An 11,108-nucleotide genomic window follows, 5' to 3' on the forward strand; every position below is an offset into this window, starting at 1 on the left:
CCCTTGCCCTAGACTGCCCTTCGACCAGATAGGAGTCCGGGTGCGGGCATTCGAAGCGCCCAGCACCCAGGCATTGCGGGGCTGGCAACGCCGGGCGTTGGTGAAGTATCTCGCCGCCAGGCCGAAGGACTTCCTGGCTGTCGCGACGCCAGGTGCCGGCAAGACCACCTTTGCGCTGCGCATCGCCGCGGAGCTACTGGGTGACGGCACGGTGGCGCAGGTTGTGGTGGTGGTGCCCACCGAGCATCTCAAGACCCAGTGGGCGCAGGCGGCCGCCCGGTTCGGGATGGCACTGGATCCCAAGTTCAGCAACTCGGCGGCGCAGACCTCCAGTGACTATCACGGGATCGTCGTCACCTACGCCCAGGTGGCCAGCCACCCGACCCGGCACCGGGTGCGCACCGAGAACTACAAGACGCTGGTCATCTTCGACGAGATCCACCACGGCGGCGACGCCAAGACGTGGGGTGACGCCATCCGGGAGGCCTACGACGATGCGACGCGGCGCCTCGCGCTGACCGGGACGCCGTTCCGCTCCGATGACAGCCCCATCCCGTTCGTCACCTACGAGACCGACGGCGCGGGTTTCCAGCGCTCCAAGGCCGATCACGTCTACGGCTACGCCGACGCACTGGCCGACAGCGTGGTGCGCCCCGTGGTGTTCATGGCCTACTCCGGTGAGGCGCGCTGGCGCGACAGTGCCGGCGAGGAACACGCCGCACGTCTCGGTGAACCGCTGAATGCCGAACAGACCGCACGGGCCTGGCGCACGGCGCTCAACCCCGAGGGCCAGTGGATGCCCGCGGTCATCGCCGCCGCCCACAAGCGGCTGATGCAGAAGCGTGAGCATGTGCCCGACGCGGGCGGCATGATCATCGCCACCGACCAGACCACTGCACGTGCCTACGCGAAGTTGCTGACCACCATCACCGGCACCACCCCGACCGTGGTGCTCTCCGACGATCCGACGGCGTCGAGGCGCATCTCGGAGTTCTCCGAGTCCTCGGAGCCCTGGATGGTCGCGGTGCGCATGGTGTCCGAGGGTGTGGACGTGCCCCGGCTGGCGGTCGGTGTCTACGCCACCAGCGCGTCGACCCCGCTGTTCTTCGCCCAGGCCATCGGGCGCTTCGTGCGCAGCAGGCAGCCCGGCGAGACCGCCAGCATCTTCCTGCCCTCGGTGCCCAACCTGCTGCAGCTGGCCAGCGAGCTGGAAGCCCAACGCAACCACGTACTCGGCAAGCCGCACCGCGAATCCGACGGCCTCGACGATGAGCTGATCGAGGACGCCAACAAGACCAAGGACGAGAACACCGACCAGGACCGGGGTTACGAATCTCTGGGCGCAGACGCCGAACTCGACCAGGTCATCTTCGACGGATCATCGTTCGGCACCGCGGCCGCGGCCGGCAGTGACGAGGAGGCCGACTATCTCGGTATCCCCGGGCTGCTCGACGCCGGTCAGATGCGCGATCTGCTGAGCCGCCGCCAGGACGAGCAGTTGCAGAAGCGGACCGCCGCGGCCGGCGCGGCCGGGCTGCCTGCGCCGCGGACCACGCACGGCCAGCTCCAGGAGCTCCGACGCGAGCTGAATACCCTGGTGTCGATAGCTCATCACCGCACCGGCAAGACGCACGGGCAGATCCACAACGAGCTGCGCCAGATCTGCGGTGGCCCACCGCTGGCGGCGGCCAGCGGTGAGCAGATCAAGGCCCGTATCGATGCGGTGCGCAGCCTGAGCGCCTCGCAGCGTTAAAGCCCCAACAACTCCGGCAGATCGGCCACCGACTCGATGACATGACTGGGTTGCATGGCGAATTCGTCTGCGGCCCAACGGTCCAACGTGTCCTGCCGGAACTTTCCGGTGCGCACCAGCACACCCGTCATGCCGACCACCTGCCCGGCCAGCACATCGTTGTTCAGGTCGTCACCGACCATGTACATCTCGTCGGCATCCACCCCGAGCCGTCCGGCGGCGGACAGGAATCCCTCGGGTGCGGGCTTGCCGACGGCGGTCGCCTTGCGCCCCGAGCACTCCTCCATGCCGTGCAGGTACATCCCGGTATCGATGCGCAGCCCGTCGGTGGTGGTCCACGACATGCTGCGGTGCATGGCGACCACTGGCACGCCCTGGGCCATCCAGTCGTACACCCACGACAGGGTGAGGTGACTGTATTCGGGGCCGGCGCCACCGAGGAGCACCACGTCGGGCGTCTCCGGCGCGCCCGGCCCGCTGCACTCGCTGGAGTACACGATGTCGATGCCCGGCATGTCTTCGGCGATCTGCCCGCTGTTGACCAGGAAACATCGCGCCCCCGGGTACCGGTCACGGACGTAGTCGGCCGTCAGGGCGGCGGCGGTGATCACCTCGTCGGGGTTCACCGACATCCCCGCCTTGGTCAGCAGATCGGCGATCTGGGTGCGGGTGCGGGTGGTGGTGTTCGTCAGATAGGACCGGGCAATCTGGTTGTCCGCCAGCACCTGCAGCGTTCGGGCAGCACCGTCGATCGGCTGCCACGAGGTCACCAGCACCCCGTCGATATCGAAAAGCACTCCACCGATTGCCATGCAGCGAGACTAGGCGCACCACACGCTGTCTGCGACCCACGGGGAGGCCGTCGCCGCCACCGTCCACGCCAGCTCGGCGGGCACATCGATCAGGACATAGCGCTTGGTGCCCGCGGCGGTGGCCGCCACCAGGGTCGCCACCCCGGCGCGACGCTGAAACCAGGTCTGGCGCACGGTCCACCCGATGATGCCCGCCGTCTGCACACAATCGCGCCGGCGTTCGACGCTGCCGGCGCGGGTCACCAGCCACCGTCCGTCCACCCGGTGCCCCAGCGCACGCACCCGATCGAGAGCCAGCAGCACACAGCACACGACCAGGACGACCCAGAACCCCCACGCCCAACCCGGAACCGGCGCAAGCACAAGCATCGCGGCCATCACCACCGGGAACACCAACGCCCGCACCCACCGCCGCCGCGCCGCGACCGGCCCGTGGGCCACCAGCGCTGCGTCCACGACACCGGGTTCCCCCACCAGCTCGGTCAGTACCCGCCGCGCGGTACCGGCAGGGCAGGCCGGCAACAGCAGCGAGGACTCCCCCGCGCCCGCCACCCCGGTCATCACGGCGTCCAGGCGGGCCCCGCCCAGGGCGCGCACCAGCAGCGGCTCGCGCAGGGTGCCCCCACGTAACCGGCGCAGGTCATAGGTGTGCTCCCGAATCTTCAGCAGGCCGTGCACCAGGTTGAGCGTGTCGGCACGGCGGGTGAGGACCAGATTCCCGTAGGTGAGCAGCGACCGCCCGACCGCCAACACCACCCCGGCAGTCACCGCGGCGAGGATCAGCCAGGCACCGCCGAACATCAGCACCCACTGTTGCAGCAGATCACCGAAGCCGGCCTGGTAGGCCACGCCCAGGGCGGCACCGATCATCAGCAGACCCGACCAGCTCAACGCGCTGTACCGCAACCAGGACGGTTCCCAGGACGCCAACGGCTCGGCCTCGGGGGCATCATCACGGTGCTCACCGAGCAATATCGCACGCAACCCGACGACCTGATCGGAGCGCACGGCGTCGAGCTCGAAGGCATTGTCGCCCTTGGCCTCCTGCCCGGTACTGACCCGCAGCACGGTCAGTCCGAGCAACCGGTGCAGCAGCCGCGCCTCGGTCTGCACCGAACGGATCCGGTTGCGCGGCACCGACAGTTCGTTGCGCTGCAGCAGGCCGGTGCGCAGTGCGACGTCCCGGTCATCGATGCGGTAGCTGGTGGTGAACCACCTGGCCAGGCCCAGCACCACGATCACGCCCACGCCGACCAGCGACCACACCGGATTCTGGGTGGCCGAACCCAGCACGATCGCGCCGATCAGCAGTGGCAACTGGTTGAGCACCTCGTGAACCGGGTGAACCAGCAACATACGGGGTGAAAGACGCTGCCAATCCTGCATATTGGGGAGCGAGGCAGTATCACTCATGTCGCATCGTGGCCGCCGAGGGCGGCGATGTCGGTCAGCTGGGCGACCACCTGATCGGCGACCGCGGTGTCGAGGGCGACGATGCGCACCGCACCCGCCGAGGACGCCGTCGTCACCGTCACGTTGGCCAGACCGAACAACCGGTCCAGCGGCCCCCGGTAGGTGTCGACGGTCTGCACCCGCGATATCGGGGCGATACGGCGTTCCTGCACCAGCCATCCGCTGCGGGTGAACACCGCCTGCGGGCTGATCTCCCATCGGTGCACCCGGTACCGCCAGATCGGCGCGACCACCACCGACACCAGCGCACCCACCACGGTGGCGCCCGCCGCGCCCGCATGCAGCCACGGCATCCGGCCGTCCAGGACGAACCATACGACCTGGCCGAACGCAATGGCCAGCCACGGAATCGCCGCCCCCAGCGCCCACACCAACGGTGCGCTGCGACTGGGTGGATAGGCGGGTTCGGCCATCAGCACAGGTGCACCCATCACTCGAGCATGGCGGTCCGGGACCGTATGTTCTAGGCATGAGCCAGAAATGGACCGAAGCACATGTCCCTGACCAGTCCGGACGGGTCGCGATCGTCACGGGCTCCAATACCGGCCTCGGCTACGAAACGGCCCGGGTGCTCGCCGAACGCGGCGCCCACGTCGTCATCGCGGTACGCGACACCGCCAAGGGCGACCAGGCGGCGGCCAAGATCCGCGCCGCCGTGCCCGATGCCGATCTCAAGGTGGCGGCCCTCGACCTGGGCTCGCTGCAGTCGGTCCGCACCGCGGCCGCCCAGCTCACGACCGACTACCCGCGTATCGATCTGCTGATCAACAACGCCGGCGTCATGTACCCGCCCAAGCAGACCACCGCCGACGGTTTCGAACTGCAGTTCGGCACCAACCATCTCGGACACTTCGCCCTGACCGGCCTGCTGCTGGAAAACATTCTGCCCGTAGAGAATTCGCGGGTGGTCACGGTCGCCAGCATCGCCCACCGCAATCAGGCCAAGATCGACTTCGACGATCTGCAGTGGGAACGCAAGAAGTACAACCGGGTCGCCGCCTACGGGCAGGCCAAGCTGGCCAACCTGATGTTCAGCTACGACCTCAACCGCCGCCTCGCCGGCAAGAACACCCTGTCGGTGGCCGCCCACCCCGGTGTCTCCAACACCGAACTGATGCGGCACACCCCCGGAAACACCCTGCCCGGGTTCGACACCCTGGCCGGCCTGGTCACCAACTCGCCGTTGGTCGGCGCGCTGGCGACCCTGCGCGCCGCCACCGCCAAGGATGTCCGCGGCGGGCAGTACTACGGGCCGGCCTTCCCGGTCGCCGCCATGGGATTGGTCGGCCATCCGCAGCTGGTGACCTCCAGCGCGCAGTCCCACGACACCGCCATCCAGCAGCGGCTGTGGACGGTGTCCGAGGAACTGACCGGCGTCACGTTCCCGCTCTGATGCGTTCGGTCGAGGAACACCAGCAGGTCGTCGCCGGCCTGGTGCGGGCCCGGGCGGCCGTGACGATGGCTCCGGGCGACGCTCTCGGGCTGGTGCTGGCCGGCGATGTCGTCGCCGGACTGTCGCTGCCCGGTTTCGACAATTCGGCGATGGACGGTTTCGCGGTGCTGGCCACCGATATCGCCGCGGCCAGCGCCGAGAACCCGGTCACCCTGCCGGTCACCGATGACATCCCGGCCGGGCGCACCGATACCCAGCCGCTGAAACCCGGCACCGCACAACGCATCATGACCGGGGCGCCGCTGCCGCCCGGGGCCACCACCGTGGTCCCCGTCGAGTCCACGGACGCGGACTTCTCCGCCAGTGCCGCGCAGGTGCAGATCCGCGCCGCCACCAAGGACGGCCAGCACATCCGGCGGGCCGGTGAGGACGTCGCCGCCGGGACCACGGTGCTGCGGGCCGGTCAGCGGCTCACCCCGGCCGCACTGGGCCTGGTCGCCGCGCTGGGCCTGGCCGAGGTGAGCGTGCTGCCGCGGCCCCGGGTGCTGGTGATGTCGACGGGAACGGAGCTGGTCGCGCCCGGCACACCGCTGTTGCCCGGCCAGATCTACGAGTCCAATGCGGTGATGCTGGCCGCCGCCGTGCGTGATGTGGGCGCCGAGGTGATCGCCTCGACGATGGTCGGTGACGACGTCGATACCTTCCTGGCCGCGCTGGCGGCCCACGCCGGGCAGGCCGACCTGATCATCACGACCGGCGGGGTGAGCGCGGGCGCCTACGAAGTGGTCAAGGATGCCCTCGGTGGACAGGTCGAATTCGTGAAGGTGGCCATGCAGCCGGGGATGCCGCAGGGTTGCGGGCGGGTGGCCGGCGTCCCCATCGTCACCCTGCCCGGCAACCCGGTCAGCGCCCTGGTGTCCTTCGAGGTGTTCCTGCGTCCGCCGCTGCGCGCCGCGATGGGCCTGCCCGCCGATCGCCCCCGCATCACCGCCACACTCGCCGAGGACCTGACCTCCCCGGCCGGCAAACGGCAGTTCCGCCGCGGTGTACTCGGCTTCGAGAAGGGGCAGGCCGTCGTCACCAGCTACGGTCCGCCCGCCTCGCATCACCTGCGCTGGCTGGCATCGTCGAACTGCCTGCTGGACATCCCCCGCGGTGTCGACAAGGTGGCCGCCGGGTCACAGGTCGATGTGTGGGACCTGTCGACTTCCTGACCCCACGTAGAATCGGGAGCCAATATGGCCAGACCTGCGCGTTCACCCGATGACGACCGCTCAGAAGCGCAACGCTTCATCGAACTCGTCCGCTCCACCGTCCCTCCCGTCCACCCTGCCGGCCTGCCGTTCATCGCGGGTGGGCTGGGTCTGGCGGCGGCCGGCCGCAACCGCCGCTGGCTGCGCAACGCCGGTCTCGGCGCCGCGAGCTTCAGCGCACTGTTCTTCCGGCATCCGCCCCGAGTGCCACCGAGCAGGCCCGGGGTCGTGGTGGCACCCGCCGACGGACTCGTCACCCTGCTGGACACCGCCGTCCCGCCTGCCGAACTCGGCCTCGGCGACACCCCGATGAAGCGGATCAGCATCTTCCTGTCCGTGTTCGACGCCCATGTGCAGCGCGCGCCGGTGGCCGGTGAGGTCATCGCGGTGCAACACCGGCCGGGCAAGTTCCTGTCCGCCGACAAGGACACCGCCAGCGCGGACAACGAGCGCAACAGCCTGTGGCTGCGCACCCCCGAGGGTGTCGACATCGTCGCCGTACAGATCGCCGGGCTCGTCGCGCGGCGCATCGTGTGCAGCGCGCACACCGGCGACAAGCTCGCCCTCGGCGAGACCTACGGTCTGATCCGGTTCGGCTCCCGGCTGGACACCTATTTCCCGGCCGGTGCCCGCGTGCTCGTGGAGGGCGGTCAACGTGCCATCGGTGGGGAAACCGTGCTAGCCGAGCTGCCCTGATGCAGCGGACAAAGCCTCGTCCGGCGGCGATGCGCATCCTGCCCAGCGCCACCACAGTGCTGGCGATCTGCGCGGGGCTGACGTCGATCAAGTTCGCGCTCGACAGCCGGCCGGACATCGCGCTCGCGCTGATCGGTGCCGCCGCGATCCTGGACGGTATCGACGGCGGTATCGCGCGGGCGCTGGATGCCCAGTCGCGGATGGGCGCCGAGATCGACTCACTCGCCGACGCGGTGAACTTCGGGGTGGCACCCGCGTTGGTGGTCTACGTGACGTTGTTGCCGACGTCCCCGGTGGGCTGGATCTTCGCGCTGCTGTACTGCGTGTGCATCGTGCTGCGGTTGGCGCGCTTCAACGCGCTGCTCGATGACGACACCAAACCCGCCTACACCCGGCAGTATTTCACCGGGATGCCCGCGCCGTGCGGTGCCGTCGGCGTCATCGGCCCGCTCGCCGCGATGCTGCAGTTCGGGCAGGGTTGGTGGACCGCACCGTGGTTCGTCTGCCTGTGGTTCGCCGCGAACGCCTCCCTGCTGGTCAGCCGGGTCCCCACGCTGGCGCTGAAATCGGTCTCGATGCCGCCCAACGCGGCGCCGTTCCTGCTGATCGCCATCGCCGCCGCGGCCGCCGCGCTGTTGCTGTTCCCCTACGTCCTGGTGCTGCTCATCATCGTCGGCTACGTCTGCATCATCCCGTTCACCGTGCGCAGCGAACGCTGGGCGAAGGCCCGGCCCGAGACGTGGAACGACAAACCCGGCCAACGCCGCCAGGCCCGCCGCGCGATCCGCCGTGCGCAGCCGCACCGCCGCTCGGTGTCACGTCTGGGCCTGCGCAAGCCGCAGGGCCGCAAATGACCCAGACCGAGCACACCGAAGAGACACCGCTGAACCACCTGCGGCTGACGGCCCGGCTCAACACCTCCGCGCTGGACAGCCGCCGCGGCGTGGTGCGCCTGCATCCGGAGGCCATTGCCGCACTCGGTCTCCGCGAATGGGATGCGGTGTCGCTGCTGGGAGCGCGCACCACCGCCGCAGTCGTCGGGATTGCGCCCGCGGGCACCCCCGCCGGGGTGGCGCTGCTCGACGACGTCACGCTGTCCAACGCCGGCCTGCGGGAGAACACCGCCGTGGTGGTGGCCCCGGTAACCGTCAATGGCGCCCGCTCGGTCACCCTGACCGGTTCCCGGCTGGCCACCCAGTCGGTATCGCCATCGACCCTGCGCATGGCGCTGCTCGGCAAGGTGCTGTCCGTCGGTGACACCGTCTCGTTGCTGCCCCGCGATCTCGGTCCGGGCACCTCGACATCGGCGGCGACCACCGCCCTGACCACGTCGGTGGGTATCACCTGGACCTCGGAGCTGCTGACGGTGACCGACGTTGACCCGGCCGGAACCGTGAGCGTGCAACCCAATTCGAATGTCTGCTGGGGTGACGGCACCACGGCCGCGACCCCGGCCGCCCCCAGTCAGGCGCCGGCCGCACCGGCGATCCCGCTCGACGATCTGAAGGGCGCCCACGTCCAGGCCGGCAAATTGGCGGAGTGGCTCAAGCTGGCGCTCGACGAGCCGCAACTGCTGGAGAGCCTGGGCGCCACAGCACATCTCGGCGTCCTGGTCAGCGGTCCCGCCGGTGTCGGCAAGTCCACACTGGTGCGGGCCGTGTGCGCCGAACGCCGCCTGATCGAGCTGGACGGCCCCGAGGTCGGATCGTTGCGCGCCGAGGACCGGCTGTCCAGCGTGGCGTCCGCGGTCGCCTCGGTCCGCGACGGTGGCGTGCTGCTCATCACCGATATCGACGCGCTGCTGCCCTCGACCGCCGAACCGGTGGCCACGTTGATCCTCGCCGAACTGCGTGATGCGGTGTCCACCAAGGGTTCCGCGTTCATCGCCACCTCGGCGCTGCCCGACAACGTCGATGCCCGGTTGCGGGCACCGGACCTGTGTGACCGCGAACTCGGACTGAGCCTGCCCGACGGGGCCACCCGCGAGGCCCTGCTGGAGGTACTGCTGCGCGGGGTACCCGCACACGACCTCAACCTCGACGAGATCGGGGAACGCACACCGGGTTTCGTGGTCGCCGACCTGGCCGCCCTGGTCCGGGAGGCCGCCCTGCGGGCGGCGGCACGCGCCAGCGCCGACGGACAGCCGCCGGCGCTGACCCAGGAGGACTTCAGCGGGGCGCTGTCGGTCATCCGCCCGCTGTCCCGCTCGGCCACCGAGGAGGTGGCCGTCGGTTCGGTCACCCTCGAGGACGTCGGCGATATGGTGCAGACCAAGCAGGCACTGACCGAAGCGGTGCTGTGGCCGCTGCAGCACCCGGACACCTTCGCCCGCCTCGGCGTGCAACCCCCGCGTGGTGTGCTGCTCTACGGACCCCCGGGTTGCGGCAAGACGTTCGTGGTGCGCGCACTGGCGAGTTCGGGGCGCCTGTCCGTGCACGCCGTCAAGGGCGCCGAACTGATGGACAAGTGGGTCGGTTCCTCGGAGAAGGCAGTGCGCGAATTGTTCCGCCGCGCACGCGATTCGGCGCCGTCGCTGGTGTTCCTCGACGAGATCGACGCACTCGCACCCCGTCGCGGGCAGAGTCACGATTCCGGGGTGACCGACCGGGTGGTGGCCGCGCTGCTGACCGAACTGGACGGCATCGACCCGCTGCGCGATGTGGTGGTGCTGGGTGCCACCAACCGCCCCGACCTGATAGATCCGGCCCTGCTGCGGCCGGGCCGGCTGGAGAAGCTGGTGTTCGTCGAACCACCGGATGCGCAGGCGCGCAAGGACATTCTGCGCACCGCGGGTAAGTCCATCCCACTCGCCGGGGATGTCGATCTCGATGCGCTCGCCGAGGATCTGGACGGGTACAGCGCCGCTGATTGCGTGGCGCTGCTGCGCGAGGCCGCGCTCACGGCGATGCGGCGCTCCATCGACGCCGCCGATGTCACCGCAGAGGACGTCGCCAAGGCCCGCGAGAATGTGCGCCCGTCACTGGACCCCGCACAGGTCGAGTCGCTACGCGCCTTCGCCGAGGGTCGCTAACCGCTCGATCGAGGCGGCCAGGTTTTCCGCGGTGGTGCACATCGCCCACCGCCCGCACGCGCTGCCCGGGGCGACCTCGGTGAGGTTGCCATTGCCGTCCCAGCGCGGCTGCTGGGCGGGGTCGGCGATCAGTTCGAAGATGACGTCGGGGGCTGCGGCGATCTCGCGCCTGGCGCTCACAATCCGGCTCACCACAGCAGGCTACCGATCTTGACGATGACTAGATCACCGGGGATAGTTGAACTAGTCACTGACAAGATTTGGGAGGCCGCCATGTCCGATATCCGCGCCGGGGACCGCGAGCGAAACCGGACCGCCACCGATCTGGGCCAGGCCCTGGCCCAGGGCTACCTGCCCATGGCGGAGTACGAGGACCGGTTGGGCCGGGCGTTCGCCGCGCACAGCGCAGGCGAACTGGACGCCCTGGTCACCGATCTCCCGGTCGCGCGATTGCGCCACAACGACCCCCGCCGGCGCGCCGCACAGCTGCGGGCGGCCCGACTCGGCGTGCGCATCCACGTCGCCGCCTACCTCGCCGGCGCGCTGCTCATGCTCGGCATCTGGCTGGCCGTCGGCCTCGGTGGAGGGGGCTGGTACTTCTGGCCGGTATGGCCGATCTTGGGCTGGGGGATCGGCGTCGTTTCGCACGTCGTTCCGATCATGGCTCACGTCAGGTCATAAAACGGCCCAGGTAGAA

The 11,108-nt window shown here is 69.6% G+C and carries 11 protein-coding genes; 7 read left to right on the plus strand and 4 right to left on the minus strand.

The window, feature by feature from the left end; translation table 11 throughout:
• Positions 1-40: 40 nt before the first annotated feature.
• A complete protein-coding gene (locus tag EXE63_RS11055; RefSeq protein ID WP_168141989.1) occupies positions 41-1,753 on the plus strand; it encodes a DEAD/DEAH box helicase in 1,713 nt (570 codons plus the stop codon).
• Here the strand turns inward: EXE63_RS11055 and EXE63_RS11060 are convergent.
• The 3 genes from EXE63_RS11060 to EXE63_RS11070 are packed head-to-tail and all read right to left on the minus strand — an operon-like array spanning position 1,750 to position 4,469.
• A complete protein-coding gene (locus tag EXE63_RS11060) occupies positions 1,750-2,565 on the minus strand; it encodes an HAD-IIA family hydrolase (RefSeq protein WP_168141990.1) in 816 nt (271 codons plus the stop codon). The two genes, EXE63_RS11055 and EXE63_RS11060, sit on opposite strands and share 4 nt — an antisense overlap.
• 9 nt (positions 2,566-2,574) lie before the next feature.
• On the minus strand, positions 2,575-3,921 hold the full coding sequence (locus EXE63_RS11065) for a PH domain-containing protein (RefSeq protein ID WP_234904447.1): 1,347 nt from the start codon (positions 3,919-3,921) through the stop codon (positions 2,575-2,577).
• A gap of 53 nt (positions 3,922-3,974) precedes the next feature.
• The gene (locus EXE63_RS11070; protein WP_234904448.1) at positions 3,975-4,469 is read right to left on the minus strand and encodes a PH domain-containing protein; all 495 of its coding nucleotides are present in this window, start codon (positions 4,467-4,469) and stop codon (positions 3,975-3,977) included.
• A gap of 38 nt (positions 4,470-4,507) precedes the next feature.
• Here EXE63_RS11070 and EXE63_RS11075 point away from each other — a divergent pair, with 38 nt between their 5' ends.
• From EXE63_RS11075 to EXE63_RS11095, 5 genes are read left to right on the plus strand one after another with little or no spacing between them, the layout of a single operon-like run.
• Positions 4,508-5,431, plus strand: coding sequence for an SDR family NAD(P)-dependent oxidoreductase (locus EXE63_RS11075; RefSeq protein WP_168141992.1), 924 nt, complete (start codon positions 4,508-4,510; stop codon positions 5,429-5,431).
• Positions 5,431-6,645, plus strand: a complete 1,215-nt coding sequence (gene moeA, locus EXE63_RS11080) for a molybdopterin molybdotransferase MoeA (protein WP_168141993.1) — start codon at positions 5,431-5,433, stop codon at positions 6,643-6,645. The genes EXE63_RS11075 and moeA overlap by 1 nt, the downstream gene beginning before the upstream one ends.
• A 24-nt stretch (positions 6,646-6,669) precedes the next feature.
• A complete protein-coding gene (locus EXE63_RS11085; protein ID WP_168141994.1) occupies positions 6,670-7,380 on the plus strand; it encodes a phosphatidylserine decarboxylase in 711 nt (236 codons plus the stop codon).
• Positions 7,380-8,234, plus strand: a complete 855-nt coding sequence (locus EXE63_RS11090) for a CDP-alcohol phosphatidyltransferase family protein (RefSeq protein ID WP_168141995.1) — start codon at positions 7,380-7,382, stop codon at positions 8,232-8,234. Before EXE63_RS11085 ends, EXE63_RS11090 begins: the two co-directional genes overlap by 1 nt.
• Complete coding sequence (locus EXE63_RS11095) at positions 8,231-10,411, plus strand: AAA family ATPase (protein WP_168141996.1); 2,181 nt, start codon at positions 8,231-8,233, stop codon at positions 10,409-10,411. Before EXE63_RS11090 ends, EXE63_RS11095 begins: the two co-directional genes overlap by 4 nt.
• On the opposite strand, the gene EXE63_RS11100 is transcribed toward EXE63_RS11095, so the two are convergent.
• Entirely contained in the window at positions 10,385-10,603 is a 219-nt protein-coding gene (locus tag EXE63_RS11100; protein ID WP_436277746.1) for an SRPBCC family protein, read from the minus strand. The genes EXE63_RS11095 and EXE63_RS11100 overlap by 27 nt on opposite strands.
• A gap of 81 nt (positions 10,604-10,684) precedes the next feature.
• On the opposite strand from EXE63_RS11100, the gene EXE63_RS11105 reads away from it, so the two are divergent.
• Entirely contained in the window at positions 10,685-11,092 is a 408-nt protein-coding gene (locus EXE63_RS11105; protein ID WP_168141997.1) for a DUF1707 domain-containing protein, read from the plus strand.
• The last annotated feature ends 16 nt before the right edge of the window (positions 11,093-11,108 follow it).

The organism is Mycolicibacterium frederiksbergense (genome assembly GCF_012223425.1).
Taxonomy (GTDB): domain Bacteria; phylum Actinomycetota; class Actinomycetes; order Mycobacteriales; family Mycobacteriaceae; genus Mycobacterium; species Mycobacterium frederiksbergense.

What these genes read in the sequence shown, in the direction of transcription:
- EXE63_RS11075 (WP_168141992.1), top strand. Translation starts at nt 4,508, where the DNA reads ATGAGCCAGAAATGGACCGAAGCACATGTCCCTGACCAGTCCGGACGG.
- EXE63_RS11105 (WP_168141997.1), top strand. Translation starts at nt 10,685, where the DNA reads ATGTCCGATATCCGCGCCGGGGACCGCGAGCGAAACCGGACCGCCACC.
- EXE63_RS11060 (WP_168141990.1), bottom strand. Translation starts at nt 2,565, where the DNA reads ATGGCAATCGGTGGAGTGCTTTTCGATATCGACGGGGTGCTGGTGACC.
- EXE63_RS11085 (WP_168141994.1), top strand. Translation starts at nt 6,670, where the DNA reads ATGGCCAGACCTGCGCGTTCACCCGATGACGACCGCTCAGAAGCGCAA.
- moeA (WP_168141993.1), top strand. Translation starts at nt 5,431, where the DNA reads ATGCGTTCGGTCGAGGAACACCAGCAGGTCGTCGCCGGCCTGGTGCGG.
- EXE63_RS11090 (WP_168141995.1), top strand. Translation starts at nt 7,380, where the DNA reads ATGCAGCGGACAAAGCCTCGTCCGGCGGCGATGCGCATCCTGCCCAGC.
- EXE63_RS11065 (WP_234904447.1), bottom strand. Translation starts at nt 3,921, where the DNA reads ATGTTGCTGGTTCACCCGGTTCACGAGGTGCTCAACCAGTTGCCACTG.
- EXE63_RS11095 (WP_168141996.1), top strand. Translation starts at nt 8,231, where the DNA reads ATGACCCAGACCGAGCACACCGAAGAGACACCGCTGAACCACCTGCGG.
- EXE63_RS11070 (WP_234904448.1), bottom strand. Translation starts at nt 4,469, where the DNA reads ATGGGTGCACCTGTGCTGATGGCCGAACCCGCCTATCCACCCAGTCGC.